General features: G+C 73.0%; 12 protein-coding genes. 9 read left to right on the top strand and 3 right to left on the bottom strand.

Features of this window, described 5'->3' with window-relative positions:
- A partial coding sequence (locus tag AB0G13_RS29330) for a transposase (RefSeq protein ID WP_357881110.1) occupies window positions 1–512 on the top strand: 512 nt, incomplete at its 5' end.
- An 89-nt stretch (window positions 513–601) separates the two neighbouring features.
- Here AB0G13_RS29330 and AB0G13_RS29325 read toward each other — a convergent pair.
- Together AB0G13_RS29325 and AB0G13_RS29320 are read right to left on the bottom strand one after the other, a co-directional pair.
- Window positions 602–1825: a peptidoglycan DD-metalloendopeptidase family protein gene (locus tag AB0G13_RS29325; protein WP_357881108.1), complete on the bottom strand. Its 1224-nt coding sequence runs from the start codon at window positions 1823–1825 to the stop codon at window positions 602–604.
- Between the two features lie 156 nt (window positions 1826–1981).
- On the bottom strand, window positions 1982–3190 hold the full coding sequence (locus tag AB0G13_RS29320) for an MFS transporter (protein WP_357881105.1): 1209 nt from the start codon (window positions 3188–3190) through the stop codon (window positions 1982–1984).
- A gap of 574 nt (window positions 3191–3764) precedes the next feature.
- Between AB0G13_RS29320 and AB0G13_RS29315 the strand changes: the two genes are divergently transcribed.
- Complete coding sequence (locus AB0G13_RS29315; protein WP_357881102.1) at window positions 3765–4529, top strand: response regulator transcription factor; 765 nt, start codon at window positions 3765–3767, stop codon at window positions 4527–4529.
- A gap of 5 nt (window positions 4530–4534) precedes the next feature.
- On the top strand, window positions 4535–5374 hold the full coding sequence (locus tag AB0G13_RS29310; protein ID WP_357881100.1) for an aminoglycoside phosphotransferase family protein: 840 nt from the start codon (window positions 4535–4537) through the stop codon (window positions 5372–5374).
- Between the two features lie 266 nt (window positions 5375–5640).
- Here the strand turns inward: AB0G13_RS29310 and AB0G13_RS29305 are convergent, their stop codons facing one another.
- The gene (locus tag AB0G13_RS29305; protein WP_357881097.1) at window positions 5641–8088 is read right to left on the bottom strand and encodes a hypothetical protein; all 2448 of its coding nucleotides are present in this window, start codon (window positions 8086–8088) and stop codon (window positions 5641–5643) included.
- A 274-nt stretch (window positions 8089–8362) separates the two neighbouring features.
- Here AB0G13_RS29305 and AB0G13_RS29300 point away from each other — a divergent pair, with 274 nt between their 5' ends.
- The 6 genes from AB0G13_RS29300 to AB0G13_RS29275 all read left to right on the top strand — a co-directional run bounded on the left by AB0G13_RS29300 (window position 8363) and on the right by AB0G13_RS29275 (window position 17831).
- Window positions 8363–9286, top strand: a complete 924-nt coding sequence (locus AB0G13_RS29300; RefSeq protein ID WP_357881094.1) for an ROK family protein — start codon at window positions 8363–8365, stop codon at window positions 9284–9286.
- On the top strand, window positions 9283–9984 hold the full coding sequence (locus tag AB0G13_RS29295) for an N-acetylmannosamine-6-phosphate 2-epimerase (RefSeq protein ID WP_357881091.1): 702 nt from the start codon (window positions 9283–9285) through the stop codon (window positions 9982–9984). The genes AB0G13_RS29300 and AB0G13_RS29295 overlap by 4 nt, the downstream gene beginning before the upstream one ends.
- A 198-nt stretch (window positions 9985–10182) precedes the next feature.
- Window positions 10183–13410 (top strand): amino acid adenylation domain-containing protein, encoded by a 3228-nt coding sequence (locus tag AB0G13_RS29290; protein ID WP_357881087.1) that lies wholly within the window; start codon window positions 10183–10185, stop codon window positions 13408–13410.
- Window positions 13403–15670, top strand: a complete 2268-nt coding sequence (locus AB0G13_RS29285; protein ID WP_357881084.1) for a beta-ketoacyl synthase N-terminal-like domain-containing protein — start codon at window positions 13403–13405, stop codon at window positions 15668–15670. Before AB0G13_RS29290 ends, AB0G13_RS29285 begins: the two co-directional genes overlap by 8 nt.
- Entirely contained in the window at window positions 15670–15936 is a 267-nt protein-coding gene (locus AB0G13_RS29280) for a phosphopantetheine-binding protein (RefSeq protein ID WP_357881081.1), read from the top strand. The genes AB0G13_RS29285 and AB0G13_RS29280 overlap by 1 nt, the downstream gene beginning before the upstream one ends.
- Window positions 15936–17831 (top strand): condensation domain-containing protein, encoded by a 1896-nt coding sequence (locus AB0G13_RS29275; protein ID WP_357881078.1) that lies wholly within the window; start codon window positions 15936–15938, stop codon window positions 17829–17831. Before AB0G13_RS29280 ends, AB0G13_RS29275 begins: the two co-directional genes overlap by 1 nt.
- The last annotated feature ends 46 nt before the right edge of the window (window positions 17832–17877 follow it).

The raw sequence follows: 17877 nt of genomic DNA, 5'->3' as shown, positions 1-17877 counted from the left end.
CGCAACACGGCGGCCGCCACGGGCAGGACGCCTTCACCATCGACTGGGAGCAGCAGCATGTGACCTGCCCGAACGGCGTCACCAGCACCCAATGGCATCACCGACACTCGCAGCACGGCCAGCCGGTGATCCGGGTCCGGTTCAACCCTGCCGACTGCCGCGTCTGCCCCCACCTGCGCGACTGCGTCAGCTCACCCAAAGCCGAACGCCGCGAGCTCACCCTGCGCCACCGAGCCGAGCACGACACCGTCCGCACCGCCAGACAACAGCAGCAGACCGACGACTGGAAGCACCGCTACAAGATCCGCGCCGGGGTCGAGGGCACCATCTCTCAAGGCGTCCAACGCTGCGGCCTACGCAGATCCCGCTATCGCGGCCTGGACAAGACCGCCCTGCAACACCAGCTCACCGGCACCGCGATCAACCTCGCTCGAATAGACGCCCACCTCACCAAAACACCACGAGCCGGCACCCGCACCAGCCACTTCGCACAACTTCGCCCCGCCGGATAGATCCGACGGGGCGAAGCAGTAGAACCCAAATTAACCAACAGCATCCGAGGTGGCGGAGGCCCCTGCGTCGACGCGCGGTCGGGTGCCGGTCAGCACCAGCCGTTGATCGGTCCGTTCACGCCGGTCCACAGGTAGGCGTCGGACACCCAGGTGCCGTCGCTCAACCGGTTCCACAGGGCGGTGGTGCCGTACCGTCCGGTGTGGGAGGTGCCGTTCGCGGAACAGGAGACGGTGACCGTCGCGCCGTCGCCCACCGATCCCTGCAGGGCGTAGCCGGCGCCGGGCCCGGACCGCTTGTTCACCGCGCCCCCACCGTTGGCGTCGACCACCGCCTGGTTGAAGCCCAGCGCCCCGTAGTTGTAGATGGCCCCACCGGCGCCCCGCCAGGTCGACCCGTGCCGCGCGCCGCCCTGGTAGGCGGAGGCGCCGTTGACGAACGCCCACTTGCCGAGGTCGTGGCCGCCGATGGACACGTACGCGCTGTTCTGCCGCAGCCCGAAGTGGACGTGCCGGCCGGAGGCCGCTCCACCGCAGGTGACGTCGGTGCCGGTGTAACCCAGGTACGCGCCCTGGCCGACGGCGGCGCCGTTGACCGAGATGCTGCTCCACAGGTGGTAGTAGTCGGTGGAGTAGCCCCGGTCGTGGATCACCCGGATCCATCCCCTGCACATCGTGTACGCCGTGCCGGCGCGCGCCGCACGGACCACCTGGTCGCCGCCGGCCAGGTCGATCGAGCTGTACGGCAACTCGGAGCCGCCCCAGCCGTGCGGGCCGCCGGTCAGCGTCCACGTCTGGCCGACCGCGAACGGCAGTGCCATCCCGGTCCGGTAGTCGCCGCCCGCCTGCATGGTGCTCGGGCCGCTCGGGTTGCTCGGGGCGCTCGTGAAGACCGCCTTCTCCTGCTTGTTCACCAGAGGCGACACGGCGGCCAGCTCGCTGAACCCGGCCTCGCCGTCGAAGTTCACCCGCCACGTGCCGGCCTCGGCACGGGCGATGAAGATCGCACCGGTCGGGTGGACGTCCTTCTCGTGGCCGGTGACGGCCACGGCCGTGCCGAAGGCCCACTTGCCGTTCTTGCGGGTGACGGTCACGCGGGTCTCGGAGCTTTCGGCGTGCTCCGCCTCGGAGCTGTCGGCGTGTTCCGCCGCCGCGGCCTGGACCTGCCCGCGCAGCTTGGCGGTCACGGCGTCCTCGACGCTCACCCGCACCGGGTCCGGTGTGGGCGCGGCGGCGTGCGCGGCGGTGCCCGCGACCAGGAGTTCCGTCGCCAGCAGCGCTGTGGCGATGCCGGTCCACCGTCTGATGTGCACCATTGACGACCTCTTTCAATCGAAGGACATCGCTAAGTGGTGCTGACGATAGACAGAACGACGAATGTTGTCTACATGTTGACCCGTCGGCAATGAAGGTATGTTTCGCAGTCGGCGACCCGGCCGACACGCGCGGTGACGGCCGGGCGGCGGCGGGGCCTACGGGCTGGTCGCGGAGGCCGTCTCGGGGACGAGGGTGGCCTGGCTGCGGTGCGCGACCGGGATGATCAGCGCCGACGCGACCAGCGCGGCGACCGCGATGCCGAGCCAGCCCCAGAAGCCGAAGGCGATGACCAGGCCGGACAGCGCGGCCGGGCCGATGATGTTCTGCGTGATCACGTGCAGGTCGAACGCGCCCAGGTACTCGCCCTGCGCGTGCTCGGGGGCGAGGCCGAACGCGAGGCCCCAGCCCGAGGCGGCCTGCATCACCTCGGCCACCGACAGGATCAGCACCGCGGCGACGATCGCGACGGACACCAGCACGACGCTGTCGTCGAGTGCGCTCACCGCGATGACGGCGCAGCCGCCGGCGAGCCAGTAGCCGGAGCGGCGGGCGAGCCTGCCCGCGCCCTCCACGGTGTCCGCGCCACGGCTGGCCCGCACCTGGAAGAGGATGACGAACACCGTGTTGAAGATGAGCAGCAGCGGGATCAGGAAGTGCGGCAGCGAGGTGCGGTTGAGCGCCCACAGCGGCATCGTGACCAGGATGACGGTGACGTGGGAGGCGAGCACCGTCGAGACGCCGATGACGGAGAGGAAGCGGGGGTCGCGTACGGCGGCGAAGCGCTTGAAGCCCACCGGGACGGGACGCGACGGCGCGTCGGGCAGGCGGGTGACCAGCAGCGCGGCGCCGGCCATCAGCAGGGCGGTGGTGAGCGGGATCAGCACGAGCAGCCGCTGGTGGAGCGCGGCGACGGCGGCCACCCCGATGCCGATGCTGAACCCGATGTTGAACACCGACCGCATCATGGCCTTGAGCTTGACCCGTTCCTCGGCCGGCACGAGGTTGCCGACGAGAGCGCCGTTGGTCGGGCCGGTGCCGTACTCGATGAAGCCGACGGTGACCACCAGGACGAAGAAGTGGACCGGGTTGTCCACCAGCGCGTAGAGCCCGAAGCCCACCGCCAGCGCCGCGAACAGCATGACGAGCAGCCTGCGCGGGCCCACCCGGTCGGCGACGACGCCGAACAGGACCGACGAGATGAAGGCGGACAGGCCCGCCGCCGACAGACCCAGGCCGACCTGCTTGGCATCGAGCCCGACGCGAAGTGTGAAGTAGACGACGCTGCCGCTGAGGAAGACTCCCTTGCCGATCGATTCGGCCAGCCGGATCGCGATCAGTTTCCTGCGCAGCGGATCAGCCGGCACCAAACGGGACGAATAATCAATCAATCGAGACAAGGGCATATTTGCACATCCTGGTGTGATGGAGCGGTCGCGTCAATCCTCGCGGCGGCACCGCCGGGCGGGACAGGGCGTCCGGCGGAGCGCGGGCGGGACGACTTCCCGGACCACCAGGGAATATCTCCCGTGGACGCCCGGAACGCGGTGCGCTAGCCGCCGGCCCGGGGCGGGACACTCCGGGCCGTCCGACGAGGCCCGCAGGCACCTCGTCCCGGCATTTCCGTTCTGTCGCGGCCTGTTCCATTCAAGCCGAGAATCGCCTTCGACGCTTTTCATTTAATTGGTCACCGAGAATGCGTCAGATGACTGACATCACTATCGTCAGGCCACGTTCATGTGTTGTTCTGTTGGCCGTCAGAAGACGTTCACGCCGATCGGAGGTCGGCGCTTCCGCGACGCCTCCACGACAGGGAGGCGTCGCGGAGCCAGTTAGGACGGGTGAGATGTGGTAATGGTCAGCGTTGGCTCGACCTCGGAACCGGCTCATACGATGAGGCGCGATCCGGGAGACGTCGCGGACGGCGCAAAACGTCGCGCCGTGACAGTTGTGCTGGCCGACGCCCAGCCGGTGGTGCGCAGGGGCCTGCACGCCCTGCTGTCCCCCTCGGCTGAGGTCACCGTGGTCGCCGAGGCGGGCACCACGCGGGAGGCGATGAGATCGGCGGCGTCGCTGCGCCCCGACGTGCTCGTGCTCGACATCGAGCTGCCGGGCTTCCAGGTGGGCGTGACGCTGCAGGAGATCGCCCGGATGTCACCCACGACCGCGGTGCTGGTCTTCACCGCGGTCGAGGACGAGGGGGCGGTCTTCGCGGCCATGCGTGCCGGCGCACGGGGCTACGTGCTCAAGAGCTGCCCGGGCGACGGCATCGTCCGGACGATCAGGGGCCTGGCCACGGGCGAGGTGATCCTCGGCCCCCGCGTGGCCGATCAGATCGTCCGGCAGCTCGGCCGGGAACCACGCAACCAGCAGCTCTTCCCGGAGCTGACGACGCGCGAGCGGCAGGTGCTCCAGCTGATCGCGTCGGGCCTGCGCAACGGGGCGATCGCCACCCAGCTGAACCTCTCGCCGAAGACGGTCAGCAACCACATCTCGACGATCTTCAGCAAGCTCAACGTGTCGGACCGGTACGAGGCGATCGAGGTCGCCCGCAAGGCCAGGCTGGAGCGCGTGGGGCCGTACGGGCCGGCTCCCGACCCGATGCGCGGCGGCACTCCCCCGCTGACCCACGGGCACGGCGCCACACCCCTGCCGGAGGCGGGCGGCTGCGCCGCGTACGCCGGCGCGCAATCGACGGAAAGGTGAACGGGATGGCCCTGGATCTGGAAGCGGTCGCGAACCGGCTGGAGCCGCGGTTCGGCAAGGCGGCGCACCGCTGGGTCGGCACGCTGACCCAGCGGCTGGACGAACTCGTCGCGCAGTGGGGGCTCGACCTCGGCGACCCGCTCAAGTCCGGCAACTCCTCCGTGGTGTTCCGGTGCCGCCAGGGCAGTGGCGAGGCGGTGCTCAAGCTGTCGCCCGACAGCTACGCCGTACGGGAGGAGGTCGACATGCTGCGCCAGTTCGCGCCCAGCGGACGGGTGCCGGCGGTGCTGGCGGCGGCCAAGGGCGCGGTGCTGCTCGAGTCGATCCACCCGGGCACCCTGGTGGAGAAGATGCCGCAGCCGCCGTCGCCGCAGGAGTACGCCGGGTTCCTCACCGACCTGCACGGCGCCGGGGATCCGGCCGCCGCGCCGCGGAGGCTGGAGGACTGGATCGACGTGCTGTTCAACTCGGCGGTGCGGCGGGGCGCCGACCTCGCCGAGTCGAAGCGGCTGCGCGACGACCTCTTCGCCGCGCCCACCGACACCGTGCTGCTGCACGGCGACCTGCACCTGGGCAACGTGCTCAGCGGCGGTGCGAAGGGCCTGGTGGCCATCGACCCGATGGCCTGCGCCGGCGACCCGTGCTTCGACGCGGTCGACTACGTGCTGGAGGGCCTGGACCGCGCGGAGATGCTGCGCCGGCGTGACGAGCTGGCCGCGGCGGCCGGCATCGACGTGGAGCGGCTCGACATGTGGTGCCGGGTGACCGCCCCGATCGGGGCGACGTACGTCAGCAACCCCGGGCACTCCGCGGAGCTGGCCGCCTTCGGGCGCGGCGAGTACTAGAGGCTGGCCGATACCGTTCGCGCGGCCTGAGCGACGGCCTGTGCACCTGTCGCTGCTCGCAGCATGCGTAGCTCGTGGTCAAGCGAACGGCTTGCCGACACGCGGCGGCACTGCTGCCATGATCGGCGGGCCCCGCCCCGATCCCGCCTGAACCTACGCCCCGATGCGGTGCGCAGGACAAGCCCCGACTCCCGCACCTGGACAAGGCGTGCCGCGGCCGGCGCTCCGGATGGCATCCGGGGTGCCGGCCGCGGGACCATGCGAGGTCAGAGCTTGGCGCACTGCCCCTGCGTGGGGCCGGTCACCTCGTTCGGCTGACCGTCGTCCTGCGGTGCCGGTTCGTTGCCGGTGCAGCGCAGGGGGCCCTTGATCACGTTGCCCGCCAGTATCGACGGCCCTCGTCCGTCGACCACGGTCACCGGCCCCGCCACCGACGAGTCGACCAGCCTGAAGTCACCGGTGGTGCCACTGGCGGAGAGCGGCCCGACAATCGAGCTGTCCCGTACGGTCACGCCGGCGGCCCGCTGGGCCACGACCGGTCCCTCGATGGTGCTGTCCCGGACCACCAGCGCCGCCCCGTTGCCCACCGAGACCTGCCCGGACACCGTGGCATCCCGCAGGCAGGTGGTCCCCGTCGTGACGTCGAGCGGCCCCGCGTACGTGCCACTGACGATGCGGCCGCACACCGCGGGGAGCGCGAAGTTCCACCGGTACAGGCGGGACACCCGGCTGTAGTAGAGGTTGCCGTCCCCGCCCTTGGTGAGGAAGGCCACCCGGCCGGAGGCCAGCTCGACGGCGTCCCACGTCGCCGGGTTGATCCGCCAGAGGCTGTCGGACACCGACGCGTAGAGGAAGCCGTCGTCGGCGAGGACGAGACCCCGCTCGTGGCCGTACATCGTCGTTTCGTTCGGGAAGAGCCGTTCCGACCTGGTGACCCTGCGGGTCGCCGGATCGAAGGTGAACAGCGTGCCGTCGGACAGTCCCCAGATGGTGCCGGCCGGATCGACGACCAGCGCGTTCACGGCCGAGCCGCCGGGCGCGGGAACCACCCGCTCGACCACCTGGCGGGTCTGCGGGTCGAACACGAACAGTTCAGCCTCGGTGGCGGTCGGCTCGATGCCGTACCCGCCGTTGATGGAGGTGCCCCCGTAGAGCAGCCCGTCGTGCTCCATCAGGCTGACCACGCTCTGCTGCGGCACGACGTCCCGGTAGGTCTGCACCGCCCCGGTGGAGGGCGTCCAGAAGCTCAGGGCGCCACCGAGGCGACCCGCGCGGGGGATGCTGCCGACGGCCACCGTCTCACCCAGGTCGACGAAGGCCTGCGCCCGCTGCTGCTCCTCGCCGAGGACCGCCCGCGGGGCCGGGTTCGACCCGTACGCCCACGGCTTGGTGGTGTCGTAGGAGAGCAGGTTGCCGTCCGGGTAGCGACCGTACAGCAGGTGGTCGCCGCGGATCCCGAAACCCTCCACCTGCCCGGCGCCGGACAACAGGGTCATGGAGTCGTCGGCTGGGTCGAAGCGCGCCATGCCGGGTGGGGACAGGAATCCACCCATGTAGACCGATCCGTCCGGCCCGGTCCCCATCGCCTGGATCGGGTTGGGGGCACCCTCCAGGTCCTCCTCGCCGATGTACCGCGTCGACCGGGTCTGCGGATTCCACAGGTAGACGCGGCCGTAGTAGTACGTCATCGACAGAGTCAGTCCGGGCCACGCCGGGTCGCCCAGGTCGATCCACTCCCAACTGCCCGGCAGCGCGTTCGGCTTCCATCCGACCGGCGTGTAGGTGTGGGTCTGCAGGTCGTACCGGACGATGCCCTCGGCCACCATCCGGAAGTAGACGTACCGGCCCGTCGGATCGATCTCGGACACCATCCGACCGGAGATCGCGGGAACCGTCTTCACGACGACTCCGTCGCTGAGCCGGTGGACGAGCAGGTCACTGGTGTGGTCGAGCCGGATGAACAGGTACCCCCCGGCGAGGGTCATGTCGTAGACGGCTTCCTCGTCCGCGTACCGCGCGGGCAGCATGATCGGCTGCACCTCGCCCGTGGTGCGGTCGAAGCGGGCCAGCTTCGCGTTCGGCTTGGTGCCGAAGTAGACGTACCGGTCGTCGACGGCGAGCGCCTGACCGTAGGTCTCCCCCGGGACGATCTGGCCGTGATCGCTGAACCGCTTGGTCGCCGGGTTGTAGGAGAAGAGCTTTCCGCTGGGGTACGTTCCGCCGTAGACGACACCGTCCGGCGCCGCGGCCATCCGCCAGATCTGCTCGCCCGGGTACGGCACACCCAGCGACGTGACCGAGGTGTCTCCGGGCGACCAGGTGTATACGGCGCCGTTGGTCATGCCGAAGTAGACGGCACGTTGCGGTCTGGCGAAGGTGACCGCCCAGCTACCGGTGCCGGAGGGCAGTCGCTCGCCGAAGACCACCTTCCCCGACCTGATGTCCGTGACCTGGAACATCGCCGCGACCTCGCTGTTGCCAGCGGTCACCCAGTATGCCTGTGGGCGCCCCTGCTGGTCGACGCCCTGCGCCTGGTACTGCGAGAGCACCCGCGAGTTGATGGCGTGACCCAGGTCCTGTTCTGCGCCGACGATCGGGGCGGGAGCCGGCGGCGGGGCGGCGTTCGCCGCGCCGTTGGCGGTGGCGACGAGGAAGCCGGCGAGCAGTCCGCCGGCGGTGAGCAGGGCGGCGGACCGCAACCTTCTCCGTTTCATCGGTCTCCTTCACTGATCGATGGGGTGCGGCTCGAGATGTTGCGGTCTGGTCCGTAATCTGTCCGGAGCCGGCCGTGGATCAAGGATCTCGACCAGCGGCGCCGACGCGACAACTCAACGGACGTGGACGCAACGTAGCGGCGGGCGGCGAGCATCGATCCCGGTGCACGCCTCTGATCCGCCGTAGCGTAGCTTACGGTCAGGGCCGATACCAGGTCATGCGAGATCTCACCAGGACCGACACGACAACCACCGCCCACCGAGAAACGGATCCATGATCGACAGCATCGCAACGGGAAACGCGGACGTCGCGTATCTCGGCATCGACATCGGGGGCACGAAGACGATCGCCCTGACGGTCACCCCCGACGGACAGGTGGCCGGCGCGGTCCAGGCCCCCACACCCGCCCGGCACGGGCCGGCGATGGTGCTCGACACCGCCGCCGAACTGGCCGGGCGACTCCTGGCCGGCGGTCGGGTCGCGGGCGTCGGGGTGGGTGCCGCCGGCACGCTGGATCCGGCCACCGGCACCGTCCGCTACGCCACGGACAGCCTGCCCGGCTGGCGCGGCACCAGGATCGCCGACGAGTTGGGCGCCCGACTGGACCGCCGGGTACACGTCGACAACGATGTGAACGCCGCCGCGCTCGCAGAAGCGTGGACAGGCGCGGGGCACGGCCGGGAACACCTGCTCCTGGTCGCCGTCGGGACCGGCCTCGGCGGGGCGCTGATCCGGCGCGGCAGCCTCGACCGCGGCGCCCGGGGGGCGGCAGGCGAGGTTGCCCACCTGCCGGTTCCCGGCGCGGGGCAGCTGCGCTGCGGCTGCGGGCGCCAGGGGCACCTGGAGGCCGTGGCGTCCGGTAGCGGGATCGCCGCCGCCTACGCCCTGGCCGGCGGTGAGCAGGTGAGCGGGCGGGAGGTCGCCGCCCGGGCCGCAGCCGGCGACGCTGTCGCCCGGCGGGTGCTGGATCACGCCGGCGAGACGCTGGGGACGGCCCTGGCCGGACTCGTCGCGTTGCTCGACCCGGAGGCGGTCGTCCTGGCCGGCGGCGCGGCGCCGGCGGTGCTGTCCGCGGCGACCCGGGCCTACCAGGCGGAAGTGCTACCGGCCTGGACCCACGTACCGCTGCTACCGGCCGCGCTGGGTGACAACGCCGTGGCGATCGGTGCAGCCCGAATGGCAATGGAGGACACGTGACAGTCTTCGACGTCATGCGGGGTGGTCTGGTGGTCTCCTGCCAGCCGCTGCCCGACGAGCCCGACGACCCGATGCGGGACGCCTACGTGCAGGCCCGGGTGGCCGCCTCGGCCGCGACGGGCGGTGCGGTGGCGATCCGCGCCAACGGGCTGGACGACATCAGGGCGATCCGTGCCGCCGTCGATGTGCCCGTGATCGGCCTGGTCAAACACGGCGCCACCGGGGTGCTGATCACCCCGACCCCGGCATACGCGGTGCAGGTCGCCACGGCCGGGGCCCACGTCGTGGCCGTCGACGCCACCGACCGGCCCCGCCCGGACGGAGGCAGCTTCGCCGACACGGTACGCGCGGTGCACTCGCGCACCGCCGCCCTGGTACTGGCCGACATCTCCACCCTGGCCGAGGGCCTGGCCGCGGTCGACGCCGGTGCCGACGCGGTGGCCACGACACTGTCCGGCTACACGCCGGCCAGCCCGCCGACGGAGGGCCCCGACCTACGACTCGTCGCCCAGCTCGCCGAGCGGCTGGGGGTACCGGTGATCGCGGAGGGCCGCTACCGTACGGCGCAGCAGGTCCGGCAGGCCTTCGAGGCCGGGGCACACGCCGTCGTCATGGGCAATGCCGTCACCTCACCACTGTGGATCACGCGGCGCCTGGCCGAGGCGACTCCTCGTGCGTGCGAGCCACGTCGGCGGTAGTGCACCCGGGTGCCGGCACCAGATCCTGCCGGACACCCCCGACCGGCCCCTCGGTCCGACGACTGACCCCGTCGGGTCGGGGGCCGCGTCGCGCCGGCCGAGCGTCGAGGTGTCCGGCACCCGACCGGGAGGTTTTCCCTGTTGGAGCGGGGAAGGTCGCTCTGCCGGGCGGGACGTCCCACGCAGCACGATCGATCCATGGTTCGTACCGGTCGTGCTTCCTTCGCTCAGGAAAGACTCTATTTCCTCAACCAGCTCCAGCCCGGCAACCCGGCGTACGTGGTGGCGTTCGCCATCCACCTGCACGGGGCGTTGCGGCCGGCGGCGCTGCGCGCGGCGCTGACCCGCGTCGTCGCCCGGCACGACGCGCTGCGCACCACGTTCGCGCTGGTCGACGGCGTGCTCACCCAGCGGGTCTCGCCCACCCCGCACGCCGACGTCGACGTGCAGACGGGCGCGTGGGCCGACCGGGACACCCAGGAGACCTACCTGCACACCCTGGTCGCCGAGCAGGCCCGACGCCCGTTCGAGCTCGGCGACGGGCCCGTGCTGCGCGCCTTCCTGCGCTCCTGGGGCCCGGACGAGCACACCCTCGCGGTGCTGGTGCACCACATCGCCTGCGACGGCTGGTCGGTGGGGCTGCTGCTGCGCGACCTCGCCGCCGAGTACCACGCGGCGGTGTCCGGGACGGACGCCGCGTACGCCGAACCGGCGGAGTCGTACCTGGCGTACGCCCGGCGGCAGCGCGAGTCCTGGGAGCGCGACAGCTCCGGGCTGGACTTCTGGCGCGCCGAGCTGCGCGACGTCCCGCAGCTCGCGCTGCCCACCGACTTCCCCCGGCCGAGCGTGCTCAGCGCCGACGGCGCGGTGCTGCGCCGCCCGGTCGAGCCGCAGCTGGTCGAGCGGCTCACCGCGTGGGCCAGGTCGCGGGGGGCGACGCTGTTCGCGGTGACGCTGGCCGCGTACGCCTCGGTGCTGTCGCGCTACGCGCGCCAGGACGAGGTGGTGATCGGGGTGCCGGTCGCCAACCGGATGGACGAGGCCGAGGAGCGCGTCGTCGGCTGCCTGGTCAACACCCTGCCGATCCGGCTCGACGTGTCCGGTCGGCCCGGCTTCGCCGAGCTGGTCGAGCGGGCCCGGCGGGCCAGCATGGCCGCGTTCGCCAACCAGGACGTGCCGTTCGAGCAGATCGTGCGGGCCACCGTGGGGGAACGGCAGCTCAGCCACGCGCCGCTGTTCCAGACCTCCCTGACGGTGCAGAACTTCCCGTTCGCGTTCCCCGAGTTCGACGGGGTGCGGCTGACCGAGGTCGACGTCGAGATCGACGTCACCAAGTTCGACCTGGGCCTGACCCTCGACGTGTCCACCGCCACGCCGTTCCTGCGGGCCGAGTACAGCACCGAGCTGTTCACCCCGGAGACCGTCGCGACGCTGCTCACGCACTACCTGACCTTCCTGCGGTCGGTCGTCGACGGCCCGGACGCCGAGCCGTGCATGGTGGACGAGGCGGAGCGGCTGCTGCTGACCGAGGGGGTGAACCCGCCGGTCGCGCAGCAGTCGGTCGACCACCCGTCGGTGCTGCGCCGGTTCGCCGAGCACGTGGCGCGCACCCCGGACGCGGTGGCGGTGTGCCACCGGGACGTGGAGGTCACCTACGCCGAGCTGGACCGGTGGGCCGGGCGGATCGCGGCGGGTCTGGCCGACCGGGGGGTGCGACGCGGCGACCGGGTCGGACTGCTGCTGCGCCGCTCCCCCGCGATCGTCGCGGCGATCCTGGGCGTGTGGAAGCTCGGCGGCGTCTACGTGCCGCTGGACCCCGAGTACCCACGGCAGCGCCTCGAACTGATCACGGCCAGCGCCGACATGCCGTTCATGCTGGTGGAGGCCGGCACCGCCGACACGGCCGGCGCGCTGGCGCGGGGCCGCGACATCCGCCTGGCCGACGCGCACACCCTCGACGGGACGTCCGTGGTCGCGCAGACGTTCCCCGGGCCCCGCGACCAGGCGTACGTCATCTACACCTCCGGCTCCACCGGGGTGCCCAAGGGCGTCATGGTCGGGCACGGCGGCCTGGACGCGCTGAACGACCCGACCCCCGCCGGGCTCGACGTCACGGCCGACGACGTGTGGCTGGCCGCGAGCTCGTTCTCGTTCGACGCCTCGGTGTGGGAGATGTGGGGCGCGCTGAGCACCGGCGGCCGGCTGGTCGTCGCCGACCAGGCCGACCTGGTGGACCGGCAGCGGCTGGCCGAGCTGGTGCGCCGCGAGGGCGTCACGGTGGTGTTCCAGACCCCCGGTGCGCTCTACCGGCTGCTGCCCCCGTACCTGCGGCTGCTGGGCGCGGACGAGGTCTCCCGCATCCGCTACGTCGTCCTCGGCGGCGAGGCCCTGAGCTGGTCGCGGGTCGCGTCGCTGGTCGCCGGCGCGCCGGGCCTGCGCGCGGTGTTCGTCAACATGTACGGCATCACCGAGGGCACCATCCACGTCACGATCTTCGAGGCCCCCACCGCGGACCTGGCCCGGGTCAGGGAGGGCACCGTCGGCGTGCCGCTGCCGTCGGGGCGCTGCTACGTCCTCGACGACGACCTGCGGCCGACCGGCCGCAACGTGCCCGGCGAGCTGTACTGCGGCGGCGTGCTCGTCGCGCACGGCTACCTGGGCAACCCGGAGCTGACCGAGGCGCGCTTCCTGCCCGACCCGTACGGCGGGGGCGTGATGTACAAGACCGGTGACGTGGTCAAGTGGGGCGTCGACGGGAACATGGTGTACCTCGGCCGCAACGACAGCCAGGTGCAGTTGCGCGGCTACCGCGTCGAGCTGGCCGAGGTCGAGGGCGCGTTCCTGACCCACCCGGCGGTGCGCTCGTGCGCGGTCGCGGCCGAGAACGACGAGCTGGCCGCCTTCGTCGTCGGCGAACTCGGCCCGGACGCCGAACGCGAGCTGCGCGCCCACGTGCGGGCGACGCTGCCGGCGTACATGGTGCCGTCGCGGATCCTGACCGTCGCGGCGGTCCCGCTCACCGCGCACGGCAAGGTGGACACGGCCCGACTGCTGGCCGACAGCCGCGCCGCGCGCACCACCGTCGCGCCCGCGGCGCGGCGCGGGCTCGCCGCCGGCAGCGGGTTGGAGGAGCGCATCCGGGTCTGCTGGAGCGAGGTGCTCGACCGGGCCGACGTCGGGCTGCACGACAACTTCTTCGACCTCGGCGGGCACAGCTTCGCGCTGATCGCGCTCCAGCAGCGGCTGTCCGACGAGGGCCTGGACGTCTCCGTGACGGACCTGTTCCGCGCCGGCACGGTCGCCGGCTGCGCCGCGCACCTGCAACGGGCGGCCCCGGTGGTCGCCGACGCGCGGGTGGCGCAGCGCCACCGCGGTCGCGCCCTGCTGGCCGACCGGCGCCGGACCGCGGGAGGCCGCCGTGGCTGAGCTGCCCGACGGCGCGGCGGTGGCCGTGGTCGGCATGGCCGTACGGGTCCCCGGCGCCGAACGCGACCTGGACCTGTTCTGGCACCACGTGGTCAACGGAGTCGACGCGGTCACCTTCTTCACCCCCGAGCAGCTCGTCGGCTGGGGCGTGCCCAAGGACCTCGTCGAGCGGCCCGACTTCGTGCCCGCCCGGGCGGTGCTGCGCGACGCGGACTGCTTCGACCACCGGCTGTTCAGCTACTCGCCGTCGGACAGTGCGCTGATGGACCCGCAGCAGCGGATCCTGCTGGAGTGCGCCTGGGCCGCGCTGGAGCACGCCGGCCACCCGCCGGTCGCCGCCGACGGCAACCGGATCGGGGTGTACGTCGGCACCGGCCTGAACGTCTACCTGCTCGACAACGTGTGGCCCAACGAGCGCGCGGTCGAGGCGGCCGGCGGCCTGGGGCTCATCATCGGCAGCGACAAGGACTTCGCGGGCACCCGGATCGCGTACAAGCTGAATCTGCAGGGTCCGGCGCTGACGCTGCAGACCGCCTGCTCGACGTCGCTGGTCGCGGTGCACCAGGCGGTGCAGGCGCTGCTGACCTACGACGCCGACGTGGCACTGGCCGGGGGCGCCACGGTGGCCCCGCCGACGCGGCGCGGGCACGTGCACGAGCCCGGTGGGATCTTCTCCGCCGACGGCCGGTGCCGGGCCTTCGACGCTGCGGCCGACGGCACCGTGCCCGGCGACGGCGCAGGCGTGGTGGTGCTCAAGCGACTCGAGGACGCGGTGCGCGACGGCGACACCGTGCACGCCGTGATCCGCGGCTCCGCGGTCAACAACGACGGCTCCCGCAAGGCGGGCTTCACCGCGCCCGGCCCCACCGGCCAGGCCGGCGTGATATCGGCGGCGCTGGGCGTGGCCGACGTCGACCCGGACACCGTCGGCCTGATCGAGACCCACGGCACCGGCACCGCGCTCGGCGACCCGATCGAGGTGGCGGCGCTGCGGCAGGTCTTCGACAGCGACCGGCCCGACCGGGCGCCCTGCGCGCTCGGCGCGGTCAAGTCGGTCGTCGGGCACCTGGACACCGCCGCCGGCGTGGTCGGCCTGATCAAGACCGTGCTGGCGCTGAAGCACCGCGTGATCCCGCCGATCGCCCACCTCGCCACGGCCAACCCCGCGGTCAGGCTGGACGGTTCGGTGTTCGAGCTGCCGGCGGCGGCCCGGCCCTGGGCGCCGATCGACGGCGTACGCCGGGCCGGGGTGAGCGCCTTCGGCATCGGCGGCACCAACGCCCACGTCGTGCTGGAGGAGGCCCCGCCCGCCCGGCCCCGGTCGCGCCGCCACGTCACAGAGCTGGTCCTGGTCTCCGCGAAGACCGCCGCCGTGGCGCAGGCCGGCCTGGACCGCGCCGCCGGCTGCGTGGCGGAGACCCCGCCCGGCGAGCTGGCCGACCTCGCGTACACCCTGCGGACCGGCCGGGCGGAGCTGCCGTGGCGGGCCGCGTTCCTCACCGGAGCGCACGGCTCGCCGGCGACGGTCCGGCAGGTCGACGCGAAGGCGCGGGCGCGCGGCGTGGCGCTGCACCTCACCGGGGCCGGCGAGCTGACCGGCAACCGGCCCAACTACGACGCCGACCCGGTGTACCGCCGGGTCGTCGACGAGGGCGTGGCGCTGCTGCGCGACCGCGACCTCGACGAGGCCGTGCGGGAGCGCTGCACCCGGCTGCTGGCCTGCGTCGGCCTGGCGCGGTCGCTGCGCAGCCGGGGCGTGGCCCCGCGTGCCCTGGCCGGCGCCGGCATCGGCGCCGTGGCGTGCGCGGTCGTGGCCGGGATCATGTCCCTCGCCGACGCGCTGGAGCTGGCCTGCGGCGCCGACGTCGACGCCAGCCGGCTCGACCCGGCCGAACTGCCCGTCCACGTGCCGGGCGGGGATCCGCCGACCGGGTACGACGGGCTCGCGTACTGGCGGGCGCAGGCGGCCGAACCGCCCGCGCCGACGAGGCCGCCGGAGCTCGACCAGGTGCTCTGGATCGAGGTCGGCACGAGCGTCACCCCGCACCTGGGCCCGGACCGGCCCGCGCTGCCCGCCGACCGGCACGCCCGGCTGCTGGCCACCGTCGGCGCGCTGTGGCAGCTGGGTCTCGTCGGCGCCTGGGACCCCGTGCACGACGCGGGCCGACGCCGGCTGCCCGCCCCCACCTACCCCTTCGCGGCCACCCGGCACTACCTGGACGCCCCCGCGACCCGACTGGACACAGAGAGGCACCACTGATGCGCGACGTACACGACCGGACCTGGATGGGCGAGTTCGAGCAGCTGTGGATGGAGGTGCTCGGCGTCGACACGGTCGACGACGACGACGACTTCTTCGACCTCGGCGGCCACTCGCTCAGCGCGCTGCGCCTGAGCACCCTGATCCGCCAGGAGCTCAACCTCGCGGTGATGTTCGGCCACGTGCTGGAGAACCCCCGCTTCGCCGACCTGCGCGACGTCGCGGGCCAGGTGCCGCTGGACAAGCCGGTGGCGGAGGTCGTGTGATGACCGCCCCGGAACTCTCCGCTTGGACGCCGCTCGCCGCGCGGGTGCTCGGTCTCGCGCCCGAGCAGCTGCGGGACGCGGCGGTGACCGAGTCGTTCGTCGGGCTGGGCGGCACCTCGCTGCAGGCCATCGCGCTGGTCTCGCTTGGCCAGCGCGAGCTGCGGGCGCACGTGGACAGCGCCCGGCTGCTGTCGGCGCTGCCGCTGGCGCAGGCGCTGGCCGGCGCGGTGGAGCACGTGGACACCGCGCCCCCGCTGGCCGCGCGGCGGCCCGCCGAGCTGGAGCTGCTACCCGGCCAGCGGTCCATGCTGGCCGCGCACCTGCTCGACCAGGACGCGCCGTACCACCTCATGTTCACGCTGGAGGCGGACGGGCCGCTCGACGAGGCCCGGACCCGGTCGGCGCTGCGCGAGCTGGCGACCCGCCACGAGGCGCTGCGCACCCGGTTCGTCCGGGACCCGCGGCAGGCCCGGATCGTGCTGCCCGCCCCGTACGAGCCACGGCTGCTGCACCAGACGCTGCCCGACGACGACCCGGTACGCGCCGTGCACGAGCTGTACGGCCGGTCGGCCGCGCGGCTGCTGCACCCCTTCGCACAGCCGCCGGTCGTCTTCGTGCTGACCCGCGCCGGGCGGCGCGACCTGCTCACCATGCTGGTGCACCACACGATCGCCGACGGCTGGAGCATCGGGGTGCTCTGGCGCGAGTTCGCCGAGCTCTACGCCGGCGCCGACCCGGCGGGCGCCGCGCCGTCGCCGGAGTGGATCGGCTCCCGGCTCGCCGCGCAGGAGGCGTCCGGGGCGCTGGACGGCGCGCTGGCCCGGATCGCGGCCCGGCTGGACGGCGCGCCCTGGACGGTGGCGCTCCCCACCGACCTGCCACCGGTCGCCGAGGCCGACGGCCGCGGCGCACGCCTGCGCTTCCACCTCGACGCGGCGACGACGCGGGCCGCGACCGAGCTGGCCCGGCACTGCCGGGTGACGGTGACGTCGGTGGCCATGGCGGCGTGGGCGCTGGCCGCCGCCCGCCGCGCGGGCCTGACCGACCTGGTGCTCGGGGTGCCGGCGGCGGGCCGGTTCGAGGCGGGCATGGCCGGCATCGTGGGCCTGTGCACCCGGGTCGTCCCGGTGCGCTGCGCGGCGACCGACGACCTCGACGCGCGGGACTACGTACGCGGGGTGGCCGCGTCGCTGGCCGAGGCGGCGACCGACGCCGACGTGCCGTTCGAGCGGGTCGTCTCCGGGCTCGGCGGCACCACCGACCCGGGCCGCAACCCGCTGGCGCAGCTCGGCTTCGCCGCCCACCACGAGCTGGTGCCCGACGAGCTGGAGGCGGGGGGCCGCACCTGGCGCGTGCACGAGGGCCACTGCCACGGCGCGGTGTTCGACGCGTTGCTCTACCTCCAGTCGTGGTCGGACCGCCCCCGCTTCGCCCTGGAGTACGCCACGTCGGTGCTCACCGCGGCCGACGCCGGGGAGCTGGCCGAGTCGTTCCAGGCCGCGCTGCGGGAGCTGGCCGCCGACCCGGGCGTCGCCCTGCGCGACGTCACCGGGCTGTCGGCGGGGCAGCACGCGCGGCTGCGGGCGCTGGGCGCGGGCGGGTCGCACGACACGGCCGACGACGTGTGGAGCCGGTTCGCGGCGCACGCGCGGTCCGCGGGCGAACGGGTCGCGCTGGTCGACGCGCACGCCGGGCTCACGCTGACCTACCGCGAGCTGCACGACCGGGCCGTCGCGCAGGCGCGGCTGCTGCACGCGCGCGGCGTGCGCGCCGGCGACGCGGTGGTCCTGGAGCTGCCGCGCTCGGCCGCCGAGGCCGTGGCGGTGCTGGGTGTGCTGCGGCTGGGCGCGCACTACGTCGCGGTCGACCAGCACGCCACGGGCGAGTGGCGGTGACCCACCAAGGAGCACCTGCTCACCGCCCTGATCGAGCCGCTGGTGT

Source organism: Micromonospora sp. NPDC023633, assembly GCF_040640035.1.
Taxonomy (GTDB): Bacteria; Actinomycetota; Actinomycetes; order Mycobacteriales; family Micromonosporaceae; genus Micromonospora.
The sequence above is the reverse complement of the archived record's forward strand: the minus strand, read 5'-3'. Positions and strand labels throughout refer to the sequence as shown.

Coding starts and splice junctions, on each gene's coding strand:
- AB0G13_RS29310 (WP_357881100.1), top strand. CDS start 4,535: ATGGCCCTGGATCTGGAAGCGGTCGCGAACCGGCTGGAGCCGCGGTTC.
- AB0G13_RS29290 (WP_357881087.1), top strand. CDS start 10,183: ATGGTTCGTACCGGTCGTGCTTCCTTCGCTCAGGAAAGACTCTATTTC.
- AB0G13_RS29300 (WP_357881094.1), top strand. CDS start 8,363: ATGATCGACAGCATCGCAACGGGAAACGCGGACGTCGCGTATCTCGGC.
- AB0G13_RS29325 (WP_357881108.1), bottom strand. CDS start 1,825: ATGGTGCACATCAGACGGTGGACCGGCATCGCCACAGCGCTGCTGGCG.
- AB0G13_RS29305 (WP_357881097.1), bottom strand. CDS start 8,088: ATGAAACGGAGAAGGTTGCGGTCCGCCGCCCTGCTCACCGCCGGCGGA.
- AB0G13_RS29280 (WP_357881081.1), top strand. CDS start 15,670: ATGCGCGACGTACACGACCGGACCTGGATGGGCGAGTTCGAGCAGCTG.
- AB0G13_RS29275 (WP_357881078.1), top strand. CDS start 15,936: ATGACCGCCCCGGAACTCTCCGCTTGGACGCCGCTCGCCGCGCGGGTG.